Annotated in this window: 14 protein-coding genes; 11 read left to right on the forward strand and 3 right to left on the reverse strand. The window is 36.3% G+C overall.

Annotated features, from left to right (window positions below):
- Positions 1-415 precede the first annotated feature (415 nt).
- The 5 genes from BEN26_RS08875 to BEN26_RS08895 all read left to right on the forward strand — a co-directional run bounded on the left by BEN26_RS08875 (position 416) and on the right by BEN26_RS08895 (position 7,239).
- The gene (locus BEN26_RS08875) at positions 416-2,311 is read left to right on the forward strand and encodes a PrkA family serine protein kinase (RefSeq protein ID WP_068722572.1); all 1,896 of its coding nucleotides are present in this window, start codon (positions 416-418) and stop codon (positions 2,309-2,311) included.
- 16 nt (positions 2,312-2,327) lie between these two features.
- On the forward strand, positions 2,328-3,479 hold the full coding sequence (gene yhbH / locus BEN26_RS08880; RefSeq protein ID WP_069797804.1) for a sporulation protein YhbH: 1,152 nt from the start codon (positions 2,328-2,330) through the stop codon (positions 3,477-3,479).
- Between the two features lie 14 nt (positions 3,480-3,493).
- The gene (locus BEN26_RS08885) at positions 3,494-4,897 is read left to right on the forward strand and encodes a SpoVR family protein (RefSeq protein WP_069797828.1); all 1,404 of its coding nucleotides are present in this window, start codon (positions 3,494-3,496) and stop codon (positions 4,895-4,897) included.
- Positions 4,898-5,323: 426 nt separating this feature from the next.
- Entirely contained in the window at positions 5,324-6,184 is an 861-nt protein-coding gene (locus BEN26_RS08890; RefSeq protein ID WP_069797802.1) for a DegV family protein, read from the forward strand.
- A 557-nt stretch (positions 6,185-6,741) separates the two neighbouring features.
- Positions 6,742-7,239 (forward strand): DoxX family protein, encoded by a 498-nt coding sequence (locus tag BEN26_RS08895; protein WP_069797800.1) that lies wholly within the window; start codon positions 6,742-6,744, stop codon positions 7,237-7,239.
- Positions 7,240-7,317: 78 nt separating this feature from the next.
- Here the strand turns inward: BEN26_RS08895 and BEN26_RS08900 are convergent, their stop codons facing one another.
- Positions 7,318-7,842, reverse strand: a complete 525-nt coding sequence (locus tag BEN26_RS08900) for a gamma carbonic anhydrase (protein WP_069797826.1) — start codon at positions 7,840-7,842, stop codon at positions 7,318-7,320.
- Between the two features lie 124 nt (positions 7,843-7,966).
- Between BEN26_RS08900 and BEN26_RS08905 the strand changes: the two genes are divergently transcribed.
- Positions 7,967-9,235, forward strand: coding sequence for a BaiN/RdsA family NAD(P)/FAD-dependent oxidoreductase (locus BEN26_RS08905; RefSeq protein ID WP_069797824.1), 1,269 nt, complete (start codon positions 7,967-7,969; stop codon positions 9,233-9,235).
- Positions 9,236-9,284: 49 nt separating this feature from the next.
- Here the strand turns inward: BEN26_RS08905 and map are convergent, their stop codons facing one another.
- Entirely contained in the window at positions 9,285-10,037 is a 753-nt protein-coding gene (gene map / locus BEN26_RS08910) for a type I methionyl aminopeptidase (RefSeq protein ID WP_255421879.1), read from the reverse strand.
- A gap of 149 nt (positions 10,038-10,186) precedes the next feature.
- Between map and BEN26_RS08915 the strand changes: the two genes are divergently transcribed.
- A complete protein-coding gene (locus BEN26_RS08915) occupies positions 10,187-11,293 on the forward strand; it encodes a GerAB/ArcD/ProY family transporter (protein ID WP_181482255.1) in 1,107 nt (368 codons plus the stop codon).
- On the opposite strand, the gene BEN26_RS14345 is transcribed toward BEN26_RS08915, so the two are convergent.
- A complete protein-coding gene (locus BEN26_RS14345; RefSeq protein WP_153011971.1) occupies positions 11,231-11,467 on the reverse strand; it encodes a YczF family membrane protein in 237 nt (78 codons plus the stop codon). The genes BEN26_RS08915 and BEN26_RS14345 overlap by 63 nt on opposite strands.
- 256 nt (positions 11,468-11,723) lie before the next feature.
- On the opposite strand from BEN26_RS14345, the gene BEN26_RS08920 reads away from it, so the two are divergent.
- From BEN26_RS08920 to pflA, 4 genes are all read left to right on the forward strand, one after another.
- A complete protein-coding gene (locus BEN26_RS08920) occupies positions 11,724-13,007 on the forward strand; it encodes a glycoside hydrolase family 18 protein (RefSeq protein WP_069797796.1) in 1,284 nt (427 codons plus the stop codon).
- Between the two features lie 581 nt (positions 13,008-13,588).
- Positions 13,589-16,228, forward strand: a complete 2,640-nt coding sequence (gene adhE / locus BEN26_RS08925) for a bifunctional acetaldehyde-CoA/alcohol dehydrogenase (protein WP_181482256.1) — start codon at positions 13,589-13,591, stop codon at positions 16,226-16,228.
- A 24-nt stretch (positions 16,229-16,252) separates the two neighbouring features.
- A complete protein-coding gene (gene pflB / locus BEN26_RS08930) occupies positions 16,253-18,499 on the forward strand; it encodes a formate C-acetyltransferase (RefSeq protein WP_181482257.1) in 2,247 nt (748 codons plus the stop codon).
- A 5-nt stretch (positions 18,500-18,504) separates the two neighbouring features.
- Complete coding sequence (pflA, locus tag BEN26_RS08935; protein WP_069797794.1) at positions 18,505-19,239, forward strand: pyruvate formate-lyase-activating protein; 735 nt, start codon at positions 18,505-18,507, stop codon at positions 19,237-19,239.
- Positions 19,240-19,256 lie beyond the last annotated feature (17 nt).

Here is a 19,256-nt window from a genome sequence, read left to right on the forward strand (position 1 = left end):
GAGTGAGGAGCAAGCGTGGATGTGGGCGAATACAAGAAAAGGCTATTGGCGTACTGCTCATAGCCCTATCTTGACAAAAGCCCTATCTAACGAGCGATTTAAGCGAGCTGGATATCTAAGTTTTAGCGAGTGTTATTCTGCGAAGTGACGTGTAAACTTTGGAAGCGCCGTATACCGAACGGTACGTACGGTGCTGTGGGAGGTCGGCTGGTCAAATAATGGCCAGCCTCCTACCCGATTAGTTTGAGGAGGAAACAAAGCATATCAATAAGCATACATTAAAATTAAACAAGGTTAGCTATGGAAATCCATCATGTTATTTTTTGTTTAGAATATAGTAGTAGAAAAAACAAAATAATTCCCATCTTATGTTTTAGGTTTATTACATTTTGTGTGATGAGGAGAGGAGGCTACTATGGATATATTAAAGCAAATAGCCGATTATCGTGCGAAGGAAAAAGAGTTGGCTTGGGAAGGCACTTTTGTAGATTATTTGCAAATTGTAAAAGAACGTCCTCATGTAGCTCAGACAGCTCATTCTCGAGTTTATCAGATGATTGCAAACAAAGGAAAGAAAATAGTTGATGGTAATAAACAATATGAATTTTTTAGTACAGAACTATTTGGATTAGATAAAGCGATTGAACGATTAGTCGAAGAATATTTGCACTCAGCTGCTAAACGTTTGGATGTGAGAAAAAGAATTTTACTTTTGATGGGACCAGTAAGTGGTGGAAAATCGACAATTGTTACAATGTTAAAACGAGGACTAGAAAAATATACAAGAACAGATGAAGGAGCATTATATGGTATCAAAGGATGTCCCATGCATGAAGATCCTTTGCATTTAATACCAAACGATTTAAGGCCTGAATTTGAAAAAGAATTTGCGATTAAAATTGAAGGGAATTTATGTCCGTTATGTCAACTACAACTTGAAAATGAATATCAAGGAAAAATAGAAAATGTCAAAGTAGAAAGAATCCTATTCTCTGAAGATAAGCGGATAGGAATCGGAACCTTTTCTCCATCTGACCCCAAATCTCAGGATATTGCTGATCTAACGGGTAGCATTGATTTCTCTACGATTGCTGAATATGGATCAGAATCAGACCCAAGAGCTTACCGATTTGATGGTGAATTAAACAAAGCAAATCGCGGTTTAATGGAATTTCAAGAAATGCTAAAGTCTGATGAAAAATTCTTATGGCATTTATTATCTCTTACTCAAGAAGGAAACTTTAAGGCAGGGCGTTTTGCCTTAATTAGTGCAGACGAATTGATCGTGGCCCATACGAATGAGGCAGAATATAAATCCTTTATCAGCAATAAGAAAAATGAAGCTTTGCAATCCAGAATTATCGTAATGCCCATCCCCTATAATTTAAAAGTCACTGAAGAAGAGAAAATATATAAGAAACTAATCTTACAAAGTGAAATCAATGATGTTCATATCGCTCCACATGCTTTAAATACAGCTGCCATATTCTCCATATTAACTCGTCTTAAAGAATCTAAGAAACAAGGAATGGATATTTTAAAGAAACTACGTTTGTACGATGGTCAGGATGTAGAAGGGTTTAATGAGGCGGATCTAGAGGAATTACACAATGAGTATCCTGATGAAGGTATGTCAGGAATCGATCCAAGATACGTGATCAATCGTATTTCTAGTGCTTTAATAAAAGAAGGAGTAAAATGTATCAATGCTCTAGATTTATTAAGGGCATTGAAAGATGGATTGGACCAACATCCTTCTATCACTCGAGAAGAAAGAGAAAAATATTTAAATTATATTTCTATTGCTAGAAAAGAATATGATGAAGCAGCAAAAACTGAAGTACAAAAAGCATTTGTTTACTCTTTTGAAGAATCAGCAAAAACCTTAATGGAAAATTATCTAGATAATGTAGAGGCCTATGTGAATAACTCCAAAATAAAAGATCCAATCACCAATGAGGAACTACCACCTGATGAGCGATTGATGCGATCCATTGAAGAGCAAATTGGGATCTCTGAAAATGCCAAAAAATCCTTTAGAGAAGAGATTTTGATTAGGATTTCTGCTTATGCACGCAAAGGAAAAAGATTTGATTATAAAAGTCATGACCGTTTAAGAGAAGCAATTCAGAAAAAATTATTTGCTGATCTTAAAGATGTTGTAAAAATCACAACTTCAACAAAAACGCCAAACGAAAATCAGTTGAAAAAAATAAACGAAGTGAGTAAAAGCCTAATTGAAAAATATGGGTATTGCCCTGTATGTTCCAATGAATTATTGAAGTATGTGGGTAGCCTCCTAAATCGCTAAAAAAGGAGGGAAACAAATGACAGACCCCCTTTTCATCGTGTCTAAGGAAGACTGGTCACTACACCGCAAAGGTCATGAGGATCAGATGAGGCATAAAGAAAAAGTTCGTGAAGCAATAAAGAAGAACCTTCCTGATCTAGTTAGTGAAGAAAATATTATCTTATCCAATGGGAAAGAAATTGTAAAAATACCCATTCGCTCACTAGACGAATACCGCTTTCGTTATAATTACCATAAACAAAAATTAGGTGGGCAAGGAAAAGGAGATTCTAAAGTCGGTGATGTTTTAGGAAGAGATGCAACTCCAGAACCAGGGAAAGGTCAGGGAGCAGGTGACCAACCAGGTCCAGATATTTATGAGGCAGAAATTACAGTGGAAGAGATTGAAGAAATGTTATTCAAAGACCTTGAACTACCTCATTTAAAGCGAAAGCCAAATCAAGAGATAATCGTAGAGGAAATTCGATTTAATGATGTACGCAAAAAAGGCCTAATGGGGAATATCGATAAAAGAAGAACGATTCTTGAAAACTTAAAACGAAATAGTTTAAAAGGAGAAGCGAAAATCCATCAAATTTCAAACGATGACTTGCGCTTTAAAACATGGGAAGAAATTATCATCCCCCATTCAAAGGCAGTGGTGATTGCCATGATGGACACAAGTGGTTCAATGGGGATGTTTGAAAAATATATTGCTAGAACCTTTTTCTTTTGGATGGTGCGTTTTCTAAGAACAAAATATGAACATGTTGAAATTGTATTTGTTGCTCATCATACTGAAGCAAAAGAAGTGACAGAAGAGGAATTTTTTACACGGGGTGAAAGTGGAGGAACGATTTGCTCATCTGCTTATCGCAAGGCGATTGAAATTATCGACAAACGATATCCACCTGATCGTTACAATATCTATCCTTTTCATTTTTCCGATGGAGATAATTTAACTTCAGATAATGAAAGAAGCGTTTATTATGTGAAAGAACTGATAAAACGTTCAAATATGTTTGGGTATGGGGAAGTAAATCAGTATAATCGCCAGTCTACTCTAATGAACGTTTACAAGAATATAAAAGATGAGAAATTCATCTACGCGGTGATTCGGGAAAAATCTGAGGTTTATCAGGCTTTGAGAACATTTTTTACTAAAAAAGAGCTTCAGGCCGCAGAATAGGAGGTCTGAGTGTGATGATCGATATGAACGAATTAGAAAAGGCAATTGCTGAGATTACGGAAATCGCCAAAGGATTTGGACTTGATCCATTTCCAATGCGCTATGAAATTTGTCCACCGGAGATTATCTATACCTTTGGCGCCTATGGAATGCCAACTCGGTTTTCTCATTGGTCATTTGGTAAAGCCTTTCATCGAATGAAGCTTCAATATGATCTAGGACTAAGCAAAATCTATGAGTTGGTAATCAACAATAATCCAAGTTATGCCTTTTTATTAGAAGGAAATACGTTCACTCAAAATAAGCTGATTGTGGCACATGTTTTGGCCCATTCGGACTTTTTCAAAAACAATATCCGTTTTATGAACACACCAAGGGATATGGTAGAGAGCATGGCTAGAACAGCAGACAGGATACGCCATTATGAAAAAGAATATGGCAGACAAGAAGTTGAGGAATTTATCGATTCCGTATTGGCCATTCAGGAGCATATAGATCCAAGTTTGTTTAAAAAGAAGGATCGGGAAAGAAAGATTGATGAGAAACCTAAACCGAAAAAAACAAGTGAGTATGATGATTTATGGAAAATCGATAAAACCAATGAAACAGCATTAGTGAAAACAGATGAAGAGCAGAAGTTTCCTCCTTTCCCGGAAAAGGATATTGTTCTCTTTTGTGAAGAATATAGTCGAGTTTTAAAAGATTGGCAGCGAGATATTATGACCATGCTCCGTGAAGAAATGCTATATTTTTGGCCGCAGATTGAAACAAAGATCATGAACGAAGGGTGGGCTTCGTATTGGCATATGCGAATCCTACGTGAACTTGATTTAAATGAAGAAGAAACCATTGAATTTGCTAAGTTAAACGCTGGCGTTGTACAGCCTTCAAGAACATCAATCAATCCCTATTATCTTGGCGTCAAAATCTTTGAAGATATTGAAAAACGGTGGGATCATCCTACAAAAGAGGAACAAGAGCAATTAGGAAGAAAGCCAGGAGAAGGAAGAAAGAAAATCTTTGAAGTAAGGGAAATAGATGCAGATATCTCGTTCTTACGAAATTATCTTACGAAAAAACTTGTGAACGATCTAGATCTATATTTATATCAAAAACGTGGGAATGAATGGGTAATTGTCGAAAAGGATTGGGAGAAAGTTCGTGACCAACTGGTTCAGACCAAAGTAAATGGTGGATTCCCATACATTGTTGTGGAAAATGGAGATTATCTTAAAAATGGGGAGCTTTATTTGAAACACCATTACGAGGGAATAGAACTAGATATCCTGTATTTAGAAAAGACTTTGCCCCATGTTTACAAATTATGGGGACGAACGGTTCACTTGGAAACATTCGTTGAAAATAGACCTGTATTATTTTCCTATGATGGAAAGAAGACATTTAGGAAGTTTTTATAATGGTAAAAAGGGCAAATTCAAAGTTTACATTACTTTTGAGTTTGCCCTTTTGTATTCTGAATTAAAAATCAATAAAAACAGGGCCGAAAATGAAAATTCAGCTCTGTTTTTGTTTTCTTTATTATCAAAAACAATTTCTTAATCATTAAATATTCAATTCTTAAAGTTGCTGCTCTTTTTTTCTTCCCGTAAAGCTCCTTTACATGTTCTATATATGCCAATCCCCAATTTGTATTTGTGTTATCCTTGGCCATAGGCTCTCCTTTTAATTTAGGATTTGGACAGGTCTAACAAACCTAATTATAAGGAGTTTTTTTAACGATTCTCAATTCTCTATCCAATCAATTGTATAAACTTACCATTAATGATATAGTTCTATTTAAAAATATGAGTAATAAAAAATTACTCTAAAGGAGTAAGATCGTGATGAATATCAAGATTATTACAGATAGTGCTGCAGATTTATCTAAAAATGTGATAGAGCAATATAATATTGATGTTATACCATTACAAGTATTCTTAAATGATCAACAATTTGAAGATGGGGTTACGATTCAACCAAATGAGTTATTTCAGGGTATGAGGGAAGGAAACGTATATAAGACGTCACAGCCTTTATTAACACGTTTTAAAGATGTTTTTGAAAAATATGCAAAAGAAAAAACTAGCTGTATATATATTGCTTTTTCATCAGGTCTATCTGGTACCTATCAATCTTCTGTCATGATTAAAAATGAGGTGCTCGAAGAATACCCTGATTTTGATTGTGAAATTTTCGATACAAAATGTGCTTCAGTTGGTCTTGGTCTTGTCGTTTTAAAAGCTGCTCAACTGGCTGCAAATGGAAAAAGTAAAGCTGAAATTTTGGAAGCGATCGATTTTTATGCGAATCATATGGAACATGTATTCACGGTTGATAATTTAGAATACCTTTATCGTGGTGGAAGAGTTAGCCTAACAGCAGCGGTTATTGGAGGATTATTAAACATAAAACCAGTTCTTAATGTTGAGGATGGAAAGCTGGTACCAATTGAAAAAATACGTGGTAGGAAAAGGGTTTTTAAACGAATGATTGAACTGATGGAAGAGAGGGGTAACAATCTTCGAGAGCAAACCATTGGGATTTGTCATGGGGATGATGAAGAGGGTGCAGAAACACTAAAAATAATGATTAGAGAGAAGTTTGGAACAGATAAATTTTATGTAAATATCATTGGAGCTGTCATTGGAGCTCATGCGGGTCCAGGGACCCTTTCTGTTTTTTTTCTGAATAAAGAGGCAAAATAATACTTAAACGAAATTTAGTTTTTCTTTTGATGAATATTATGACCCAGAAAATCTTAGTGAAAAAGGATATACTCTTTTTTTAAAGATTAAAAAAGTATAACTTTCTTCCATTTGTCATTTATGGGTTTGTATATTCCATAAGCTGCGACATAGCGTGACTAGCAGCTTTAGCTGTGTAGCACGACTTGTACACTTTGTGTGCCTTCAGAAGTGCCCTTTTCTCCGTAATCTTTATTCATAGAAGGGCACGGATGACGGAGCGCGATGGAATATACAAACCTTTTTTATTTTGTGAAATATATCACAAACAGGTGTTTTACCTTCAAAGAAGAGTTATTTTCCCATTGGGAAAAACATTATTACTATTTTAATTAAATAAAGAACTCCTCACAATTTCATCACAAAATGTGGCTATTTTGTGAATATTTAATCAAACTTATGGTAGAATTGTGATGATAGGTTTATAATCAGAATTGAAAAGAAGTTATTCTAAATTAGAATGACTTCGAAAGTAATAGGACTTATATTTTAAAAAAATTTATAGGAGGGGAAAGAAAATGATTAAATTTTTAAAGGAAAATGTGTATGCTTCTTATGTTTTAACTCTTGTTCGTCTTTATCTAGGGTATGAATGGATTCAAGCAGGGTGGCATAAGCTTACAGGTGCAGAACCATTCAATGCACAAGGATTTTTAATGGGAGCTGTAAAAAAGGCAACAGGTGATCATCCAGTAGTTCAAAGTTGGTGGGCAAATTTCTTAGACGCATTTGCTATTCCAAACGTAGGATTATTCAACTTCTTAGTCCCTTACGGTGAATTTTTAGTAGGTTTAGGACTTATCCTTGGAGCATTAACGACAGCGGCAGCATTCTTTGGTATCTTAATGAATTATGCATTTATGTTTAGTGGTTCTACAAGCACAAACGTACAAATGTCTTTACTCACTATTTTCATTTTGGTTGCAGGATTTAACGCAGGTAAAATTGGCTTAGATCGTTGGATTATTCCTTACATTAAAAAAGCAGTTAAAAAAGATGCAACATTAGAAGCGTAAAAAACATTCATAAATTTCACTTCCATAAAATAACCCTCCTGTTTTTAGGAGGGTTATTTGCGTGATCTTAATGAACAACTATCCTTTCAATCGTGGTGAAATTGATTTGTAATATTGTCCCTTTTCTACATATTCTCTTCGAATTCGTTCCATCTCTTTTATTTCTTCTTCCGTTAATGGTCTTATGATATTAACTGGATGTCCGAAGGCTAAGGTGTATGGAGGAATTTTTTTTCTAGGTGGAACGAGACTTCCAGCACCAATCATTGCACCTTCACCAATGTCAGCCCCATCTAAAATAATGGATCCCATACCAATAAGGGCACCCTTTCTAATCGTTGCACTGTGGAGAAGAACACGGTGTCCTATTGTTACATTATCTTCAATGATGAGCGGCGTATTAGGGCTTTGATGAAGAACAGAGTGATCTTGGATATTAACACGATTACCAATGATCGTAGGTGCTACATCTCCTCGGATCACGGTATGAAACCAAATACTAGATTTTTCACCGATCGTTACATCTCCAGTAACGATTACGGAATCTGCAATAAATGCGCTAGTTGCAATCAATGGACTTTTTCCTTTATAGTTGTATAGTATCATTAATTTATCACACCTTTTGAAATCATTATTCTTGGTTCAACGAAAGTCGATAGAAGTTTTTTTTACAATAAGTGTAGCAAAAAATGATCAAGATATACAAATGAAAGTTGGTGAGGCTTGGATGTACGATTGTATTGTGATCGGTGGTGGACCTTCAGGATTAATGGCTTCAATTGCAGCTGCTGAAAAGGGGGCCAAGGTTCTTCTTCTCGATAAGGGAAACAAGTTAGGTCGTAAATTAGGCATATCTGGTGGTGGCCGCTGTAATGTAACTAATCGGATGCCTGTGAATGAGCTGATTCAACAAATTCCGGGTAATGGGCGATTTCTATATAGTGCATTATCAATGTTTAACAATGAAGATATTATTATCTTTTTTGAGAAACTGGGAATAACGCTGAAAGAAGAGGATCATGGGCGAATGTTTCCTGCTACTGATAAAGCTCAAACCGTGGTCAATGCTTTAGTCAATAGGGTAAAAGAGCTAGGGGTAGAGATTCGCACAGATGCTTCAGTTAAGACTGTTCATTATCATGAAGGTCGTACAACTGGAATTGAATTAAAAAATAGGGAAGTGATTCTAGCAAAAACAGTGATTATAGCAGTAGGTGGGAAATCTGTCCCCCAAACGGGTTCGACCGGTGATGGGTATGCATGGGTAGAAAAAGCTGGGCACACCATTACAGAGCTGTATCCGACAGAAGTACCAATTACCTCAAGCGAATCATTTATCCAAGAAAAAGTATTACAAGGCTTATCTTTACGAAATGTGGGTCTTTCTGTTTTAAATGAGAAGGGAAAGATTATCGTAACACATCAATTGGATATGATTTTTACCCATTTTGGAATTAGTGGGCCTGCAGCATTACGTTGTAGTCAATTTGTTGTAAAAGAATTGAAAAAGTCAAACGATCGTACTGTTACCATGATGATTGATCTTTTTCCTGATAAAAATGAAGAAGACGTCGTACAAGAGATCACATCAGTTCTGGAAAAGGAGCCAAAAAAGGCAATCAAAAACGCTCTGAAAGGTTATATTCCAGAACGTTATTTGTTATTTTTACTAGGCCATATAGGTATTGAATCTGATATGATTTATGCTTATTTAGCAAAGGAAAAAATAAGATGGTTAGCTAAGACAATTAAAGGTTTTACCTTCAAAGTAAATGGTACTCTCTCGATTGAACAAGCCTTTGTTACCGGTGGTGGAGTATCCATCAAAGAGGTGGATCCAAAACGAATGGCCTCAAAAAAAATGAAAGGTCTTTATTTCTGTGGAGAGATTTTGGATGTACATGGGTATACAGGAGGATTCAACATTACAGCAGCTTTTGTAACAGGTCATGTGGCTGGAAAAAGTGCGGCAGAAGAAGCGATTCAGCAACCATAGTTGAACGGTATTCTGTATATGTTTGCTTAAGCTCAAGTTGCTTGTAACACTAAATTTCCGCTTGTTCAGTTAAGATAAGTGGTCCTTTTTTTGTGATGGCAATGGTATGTTCATACTGTGCAGATAAACTTCCATCTACTGTTTTAGCCGTCCATCCGTTAAGCTCCATTCTTGTTTGGTAAGAACCGATATTTATCATAGGCTCAATTGTAATGACCATTCCTTCTTTTAATCTAGTCCCTTTCCCAGGGGTTCCAAAATGAGGGACATAGGGAGTTTCGTGAATCGTTGGACCTAAACCATGCCCGGTAAAATCTCTAACCACTGAAAATCCCTTCGATTCTACAAAACTTTGAATCTCGTAACCAATATCTCCTAAGCGATTTCCAATCACTGCTTTTTGTATTCCTCGGTATAAAGCTTCTTTTGTCACTTCTAATAATTCCTTAGCTTCTTTGGAGATTTTCCCAACCGGGTAAGACCATGCCGAATCAGCAAGATACCCATTAAAATTAACCACCATATCAATAGTAACAATATCTCCCTCTTTTAATGGGTTTGCATTAGGAAAACCATGACAAATTTCATCATTCACAGATGCACAAGTAGCAAAGGGATAACCTCGATATCCTTTTTGTTCTGGTGTAGCCCCATGTTTTTTTAAATAATCCTCAACAAATAGGTCAATCTCTAAAGTAGTGATTCCTGGTTTGATCATTTTAGCAATTTCTTTATGACAAGAAGCTAATAGTTCCCCTGCTTTTTTCATCATACTGATTTCTTTTTCACTTTTGGTGTTCACAGATAAACCTCCATTTCTAATTTTAAGGTCATATCACTATTTTATGCAGTATCTACTTCTTTCTACATCATTTTTTGACTTAGTGAATGAATAAAAAGGCTAATGTCAAAACTAAAAAAATGGAGATTAAACATAAAGGAGTACAAGCAGTGAATATTAATCCTTATCAATTATTTACATTGATCGTCTTTTTTGAATCGAGTACCGCTATTGCTGTTGGTACCGGTTCTGGTGCGAAGCAGGCAGCTTGGATAGCCATTCTGATAGGAATGTTTGCTGGTATACCATTATTTTTACTTTACCATTATCTATATCAAAAATTTCCTGAAAAACCTTTGATTAGTTATTCGCAAATGATTCTAGGCAAATATTTAGGCTGGCTCATTGGAATCATATACGTTCTATATTTTATTTATATTGCTTCAAGAGACTTAAGGGATTTTGGTAGCTTAGTTGGGGTTACCTTACTAGCTAATACCCCTTTATTGATTGTAAATATGTTTATGATTGTAGCTGTAGCTTATGCGATAGGAAAGGGAATAGAAAAATTAGGAAGACTAGCTGAATTTTTCTTTATTCCAACCATTATTCTTTCAACAGTCTTTATCACTGCGTTTCTTTATTTCTCTAAAGTGATTGAATGGAATCGATTATTGCCATTTTTAGGAGATGGGTGGAAATCGGTTCTCACAACAGCATTTCCCTTAACATTTACCTTTCCCTTTGGAGAAATGATCGTATTTACGATGATCCTGCCTAATCTCAGCCAAAAGAAAATGGCATTAAAAACAGGATTGGCAGGAATGGTTTTTAGTGGCCTTCTGATAAGCAGTGTACTTGTTCTAGAAATTATGGTTCTTGGAACCTATGAAATTCAAAACTCTCTATTTCCACTCATCCAAACTGTTGGATTAATACATATTGATTTTTTAACTCGCTTAGATGCGATTGCGGTTATCATATTATTATTCGGCGTTTTTTTTAAAGTTTCGGTTTTTTACTATGCAGCTCTTCTTGGAACAGCAGATTTGTTTAAAATAAAAAACAAGAATCAACTGCTTATTCCAATTGGTTTTATCATTCTTCTTTCTTCAATCCTAATAGCAAGTAATATTTCGGAACACCTAGAAGAAGGTCTAAAAATTGTTCCCTATTATCTTCATCTTCCTCTTCAAGTAGGGATTCCTCTTCTTCTATTCGTTGTGACTTTGATTCGAAATCGTTTGAAAACGAAACATCGAATGAAGAATGGTTAATAAAAACAGGATAATTAGAACAATTAATTCACTAAGATTCATGTGTAAAATGGCCTCGACCATTTGATTGGTAGCCTTTTTCAGTGGTATTCCCATTAATATATCCATCAAGATATCGATGCTTAAAGATGAAATAAGCAAGAGCAAAAAGATTCCTAAACCTTTCACTTTCATTTTTTTCCTCTTTTCTATGTGATGGTTTTATTTTTCCCTTTATTGATGGAAATATTAAAACAAGCCATTTTTGTTGCATTTTTCGTTTAGCAATTAGGTAGATGAGTGACATTTCAGATGGTAAAAAATTTGCTCCACAAAAGTAATAGGAATTTGTTACGAAGTAAGACGTTACTTTTGTGGGTTTTGCTAACACCTTTTAGGCGAATGCAGAATACGATGAGGAGAGGGAATAAAAAAGAAGGAGGGAAAAAGATTGCAGATCCATGTTGTTCGTAGAGGTCAAACATTATTTGGAATTGCTCAAGCATTTAATACGACTGCTCAAGCGATTACTGTGGCCAATGAAATACCCGATCCTAACCGATTAGTCGTAGGGCAAGCATTGGTTATTCCAATTGTTGGAAGATACCATTGGGTTCAACCTGGCGAATCTTTGTATAGTATTGGACGACGTTATAATATTAGTCCTAGTGAGCTGGCAAGAGTTAATCGGATATCACTAACAAAAATACTTCCTATTGGTTTTAGGTTATATATTCCCCCAAGACCAAAACCTACGATTGAAGTCAATGCTTACCTTGAACCGAGGGAACGAATTACACCTGCCCAAAGACAAGAAGTAAGAAGGGTAGGGAGGTACTTAACTTATTTAGCACCATTTAGTTTTAGGGCAAATCGAGACGGTTCATTGACTCCGCCTCCACTCGATGATATTCCTAACATTGCCCGCTCTTTAGGGATTACGAATATGTTAGTTGTTACAAATCAAGAAGCAGAACAATTTAGCAAGGAGCTAGCACATATTTTATTTACGAATGAGAGCATATCTAATCGTTTCCTTAGTAATATTATCAATACCGCTAATCGTTTAGGTTTCAGGGATATCCATTTCGATTTTGAATTTATTGATCCGAACGATCGAGAGGCATACAACCAGTTTTTAAGAAGAGCTCAAAGCAGACTAAAACCAGCTGGCTTTTTATTGTCTACGGCGTTAGCCCCAAAAACAAGTGCGGCACAAATAGGTGCTTGGTATACTGCACACGATTATAGAGCTCATGGTCAAATCGTTGATTTTTCCGTTCCCATGACGTATGAATGGGGATATACTTATAGTACACCACAGGCAGTTAGCCCTATTGGACCAGTTCGTCAAGTGATCCAATATGCTTTAACAGAAATGCCTGCCAAAAAGATTATGTTAGGGCAGAACTTATATGGTTATGATTGGCGAGCCCCCTTTAGGTATGGTGGAGAAGCAGCAAGAGCATTAAGCCCTCAGCAAGCGATTGAATTGGCTAAGAGAGAAAATGTAGCGATACAATATGATACCCGTGCCCAAGCTCCATTCTTTAAATATGTAGATGATCAAGGACGAGAACATGAAGTATGGTTTGAGGATGCAAGGAGTATTCAAGCTAAATTTGACTTAATCAAACAATTAGGGCTAAGAGGAATTAGTTATTGGAAATTGGGACTTTCCTTCCCGCAAAATTGGCTGCTTCTAGAGGATAATTTCAATATCACCAAAAGATAATCATTACCTTATTTCTTCAGTGAATCCTGAAGCTATAAAAACTTTCTTCCATTTGTCATTTAAGGGTTTGTATATTCCATAAGCTGCGACATAGCGTGACTAGCAGCTTTAGCTGTGTAGCACGACTTGTACACTTTGTGTGCCTTCAGAAGTGCCCTTCTCTCCGTAATCTTTATTCATAGAAGGGCACGGATGACGGAGCGCGATGGAATATACAAACCTTTTCTTATACTATTATGGGCTATTTATTGAACAAATGGTGAACAAACATGATCCATTAAAAATAAAAAGAAAACGAGTGTAAACGGTTTAAATTGAAGATAAATTGCTCTAATTTCGTTAAATCAACTTTGTGTATAGAGTTAATACATATTAAGATAAAAACAACAATAACATGTGAAATATTTCACAATAAAACAGAATAATTAAACCTATATAAATTTGAAGGCGCCATTTATAGTTGATAAGTTGTTGTTATAAGTAGGTTTATTTAATATTTTAGAAACAAATGAACATTTTAATTCTTTTGCTTGTTACAATTTATTGTGTATTTATTCACATTAAAAATGGAGGAGAGCATAATGGAAAAAGTGCTTGAGAAAGCAAATCATCAAAATGAAAAGATGCAAGATGAAGGGAAAGAGATGGTTCAGACTACAATTGATGAATTAGTAAAAAACGCTAAAATCGCTTTACAAGAAATGATGAAATTGAATCAAGAACAAATTGATGAGATTGTAAAGCAAATGGCTTTAGCTGGATTAGATCAACATATGCCACTTGCTAAAATGGCAGTTGAGGAAACCAGAAGAGGAATTTATGAAGATAAGATCATTAAAAATCTGTTCGCTACAGAATACATCTACCACAGTATCAAGTATGACAAGACGGTAGGGATCATCGAAGAAAATGAACTAGAAGGCTACTTTAAAGTAGCAGAACCAGTGGGTGTTATCGCAGGGGTTACACCGGTAACCAATCCAACATCTACAACGATGTTTAAAGCAATTATCTCTTTGAAAACAAGAAATCCAATTATCTTTGCTTTTCATCCCTCTGCACAGAAATGTAGCGTAGCAGCTGCAACAGTTGTTCGGGATGCAGCAGTAAAAGCTGGTGCTCCAAAAGATTGTATTCAATGGATCGAAACGCCTTCGATTGAAGCAACACAATTATTAATGAATCATCCAGGCGTTGCGCTTGTATTAGCAACAGGTGGTTCAGGGATGGTCAAATCTGCTTATAGTACAGGAAAACCTGCATTAGGTGTGGGACCAGGTAATGTACCCTGTTATATAGAAAAAACAGCCAATATTAAACAAGCGGTAACCGATTTAATTCTTTCCAAGACCTTTGATAATGGAATGATTTGTGCTTCTGAACAAGCAGTTATTGTAGATCAGGAAATAGCAAAAACGGTTAAACAATATATGATGGAAAATCATTGCTACTTCTTAAACAAAGAAGAAATAAAAAAACTTGAGAAACTTGTAATCAATCCAACCACTTGTGCAGTAAATGCATCGATTGTTGGTCAATCACCTATAAACATTGCAGAGCAAGCAGGCATTCAAGTACCAAAAGAAACCAAGATGTTAGTTGTTCCGCTAGAGGGAGTAGGAGAAGAATACCCCCTTTCTCGAGAAAAGCTTAGCCCAATTCTTGCTTACTATGAAGTAAAAAATGTGGATGAAGGAATTAAGCGAGCTGAAGAAATGGTCTTGTTTGGCGGGATGGGTCACTCTGCTGTGATTCATAGTCAAAATGATGAAGTGATTCAAGCATTTGCTAGTCGAATTAAAACAGGCCGACTCATTGTTAACGCACCATCAACTCATGGAGCGATTGGGGATATCTATAATGCCAATATTCCATCCTTAACCTTAGGGTGTGGCACTTATGGATCGAATTCAACAACAGATAATGTATCCTCTGTCAATTTAATTAATGTTAAAAAGGTAGCTAGGAGAAAAGTAAATATGCAATGGTTCAAAATTCCATCCAAAATCTACTTTGAAAGTGGTTCTGTTCAATATCTAGAAAAAATGCCTGAGATTTCTCGAGCATTAATCGTAACTGACCCCATGATGGTGAAATTAGGTTATGTGGATCGGGTCTTATATTATCTAAGAAAACGACAAAATTACGTGCATAGCGAAATCTTCTCTGAAGTAGAGCCAGATCCATCTGTAGAAACCGTCTTAAAAGGAGCCGAATTGATGCGTCAATTCCAACCAGACGTGATTATTGCTCTAGGTGGTGGCTCAGCAATGGACGCAGCAAAAGGCATGTGGCTATTCTATGAATATCCTGGAGAAAAATTCGAGCATATGAAACAAAAGTTTATGGATATTCGAAAAAGAGTTTATAAGTTCCCTAAACTTGGTGAAAAAGCAAAATTGGTTGCTATTCCAACAACATCAGGTACAGGTTCAGAAGTAACTAGTTTTGCGGTGATCTCAGATAAGAAAAATAATATTAAATACCCACTTGCAGATTATGAATTAACACCAGATGTTGCGATTATTGATCCAGATTTTGTGATGACAGTACCAAAGAGTGTAACAGCCGATACTGGTATGGACGTACTCACTCATGCGATTGAAGCATATGTCTCGGTGATGGCGAATGATTATACGGATGCACTTGCAATGAAAGCAATCCAATTAGTCTTTGAATATTTACCAAAAGCCTACCACAATCCCAATGATAAAGTGGCCAGAGAAAAAATGCATAATGCTTCTTGTATCGCGGGTATGGCGTTTGCTAACGCATTCCTTGGTATCAATCATAGCTTAGCTCACAAATTAGGTGGAGAATTCCATATTGCGCATGGTAAGGCAAATTCAATTCTTCTTCCCTATGTGATTCGCTATAACGCAACAAAGCCAACTAAATTTGTCTCATTTCCTAAATACGATCACTTTATTGCCAATGAAAGATATGCTAAAATTGCTAGAATGCTAGGATTAAAAGCGAGAACAACAGAAGAAGGAGTGCAAAGTTTAATTGAAGCCATTATTCAGTTAGCAAAAGAATTAAATATGCCACTCACCATTAAAGAAGCAGGAATCGATGAGAAAACATTCGAAGCGAAAGTGGAAGAGTTAGCAGAAAAAGCGTTTGAAGATCAATGTACAACAGCAAATCCAAGATATCCACTTGTAAGTGAACTAGCAACGATTTACCGAGAGGCTTTTCAAGGAAAAGGAATTGTATAAGATTTTAAAAGGGGCTGAATACTAATGATCAGTGAAAAAGTAATTCCAGCTTGGGCTGGATTTAAAGCAGGTAAATGGATGGAAGAGGTGAATGTTAGAGACTTTATTCAATTGAACTATACACCATATGATGGGGATGGAAGTTTTCTAGCAGGGCCATCTGATCGTACTAAGAAACTATTAGACAAAGTATTTATTTTAATCGAACAAGAGAGAAAGAATGGGGGAGTACTAGATGTTGATACGGCAACCCCATCTACGATTACCTCCCATGGTCCAGGATTTATCGATAAAGATTTAGAAGTGATTATAGGATTACAAACTGACGAAGCTTTTAAACGTTCTATTCATCCAACGGGCGGTATTCGCATGATTGAGGCTGCTTGTGAAGCCTATGGCTATGAAATGGATGAAAAGGTTCAGGAGATTTTTACGAAGTATCGTAAAACCCATAACCAAGGGGTATTTGATGCATATACAGAAGAAATGAAAAAGGCGAGAAAAACTGGGATTATTACCGGTTTACCAGATGCTTACGGTAGAGGCAGAATTATTGGGGATTATCGTCGTGTGGCATTATATGGAGTCGATTTCTTAATCGAACAGAAAAAACAAGAAAAAGCGGCAACAGAAGATGACTTTATGTCTGAAGATACGATTCGCCTTCGCGAAGAATTAACGGAGCAAATTAGTGCATTAAAAGAATTAAAGGAAATGGCATTATCTTATGGTTATGACATTTCAAAACCAGCAACCAATGCAAAAGAAGCAATACAATGGCTTTATTTTGGTTACTTAGCGGCTATTAAAGAGCAAAACGGGGCAGCTATGAGTATTGGCAGAATTTCAACCTTCTTAGATATTTATCTTGAAAGAGACCTTCAAAATGGGTTGATCACTGAAGAAGAAGCTCAGGAAATGATTGACCAACTTGTTATTAAGCTTCGTATCGTTAAATTTTTCCGTACTCCAGAGTATAATGAACTCTTTAGTGGTGATCCAACTTGGGTAACGGAATCCATCGGTGGAATCGGTGAGGACGGTAGACATTTAGTTACCAAGAACTCTTATCGTATTCTTCATACCTTATATAATTTGGGACCTGCACCAGAACCCAATTTAACGGTATTATGGTCCACTCAGTTACCAGAGAACTTTAAAAAATTCTGTGCTCAAGTCTCGATTGATACTAGTTCCATCCAATATGAAAACGACGATATCATGCGACCAGAATATGGTGATGATTATGGGATTGCTTGCTGTGTATCTGCCATGAGGATAGGAAAGCAAATGCAATTCTTTGGTGCAAGGGCAAATCTTGCAAAAGCATTACTCTATGCGATCAATGGTGGAATAGACGAAAAGAGTGGCGATAGAGTTGGGCCTTATTTTGAGCCAATTGTCGACGAAGTACTTGATTTTGATACTGTGATGGAACGTTATGACAAAGTATTAGATTGGCTAGCTAATCTTTATATGAAGACTTTAAATGTAATCCACTACATGCATGATAAATATTCTTATGAACGGATTGAGATGGCATTACATGACCGTGATATCTTAAGAACGATGGCATGTGGAATCGCCGGGCTTTCCGTTGTTGCAGACTCTTTATCTGCGATTAAATATGCAAAAGTAAAACCTGTACGTAATGAAAATGGCTTAACGATTTCATATCAAATTGAAGGAGATTATCCTAAATTTGGAAATGACGATGAACGTGTTGACAGCATAGCTTCAGAGCTAGTGGAAAGGTTCATGAATAAATTACGTCAAAATAAAACTTATCGTAACGCATTACCAACCATGTCGATTTTAACCATTACATCCAATGTCGTCTATGGTAAGAAAACAGGGGATACGCCTGATGGAAGAAAAGCAGGAGAACCTTTTGCACCAGGAGCAAATCCAATGCATGGCAGAGATATAAAAGGTGCTGTAGCTTCTTTCAACTCGGTATCCAAGCTACCTTACGAACATTCTCAAGATGGAATTTCTTATACCTTCTCGATCGTGCCAAAAGCACTGGGAAAAGAAGAAGAAAGTCGTAATTCCAATTTAGTTGCGCTCTTAGACGGTTATGCTTATCAAAGAGGGCACCATGTGAATGTAAACGTCTTTGACCGAGAATTATTACTAGATGCAATGGATCATCCAGAAAAATATCCACAATTAACGATTCGTGTATCTGGATATGCGGTCAACTTTACCAAATTAACTAGAGAACAACAATTAGATGTCATTCATCGAACATTTCACGAAAGTATGTGATAGCAATGAAAGGGTATATTCATTCTGTAGAAACCTGTGGGACTGTAGATGGCCCTGGTATCAGATTTGTCGTTTTTATGCAGGGCTGTCCTCTTCGCTGTCAATATTGCCATAATCCTGATACATGGCAGTTGAAAGATGGAAAAGAAACCGAAGTAGAAGAGTTAATGAAAGACATTAGAAAATACATCCCCTATATGAAATTTTCTAATGGAGGGGTTACCATCTCTGGTGGAGAGGCCACCATGCAAAAAGATTTTGTTATCGAATTGCTGAAGCGTTGTAAAGAAGAGGGAATTCATACAGCAATTGATACATCAGGGTTTGTTTGCTTGGAAGATGCCAAAGAAATCCTCGCTTATACCGATTTAGTTTTACTAGATATCAAACATATCTCAGCGGAAAAGCATCTGCAGATTACAGGGGTTTCTAATGAATGGACCCTACAATTAGCAAAGTATTTACATGAGCAAAAAATCCCCTTTTGGATTCGTCATGTGCTTGTACCTGGAATCACCGATAAAACCCAAGATCTTCAAGCTTTAAGAGCATTTATCAATACAATCTCATCCGTAGAAAAGGTAGAAGTATTGCCATATCATACAATGGGAAAATACAAATGGGAAAAACTTGGTTTACCAGAACCATTGCCTGGTGTGAAACCACCAACAGAGGAACAAGTAAAAAGAGCAGAACAAATTCTCGTTCCTCGAGTCACAAATCAATTGGTTGTATCGTAAACAAAAAAACGAAGCAT

It is taken from the genome of Tepidibacillus sp. HK-1, assembly GCF_001748485.2.
GTDB lineage: Bacteria > Bacillota > Bacilli > Tepidibacillales > Tepidibacillaceae > Tepidibacillus_B > Tepidibacillus_B infernus.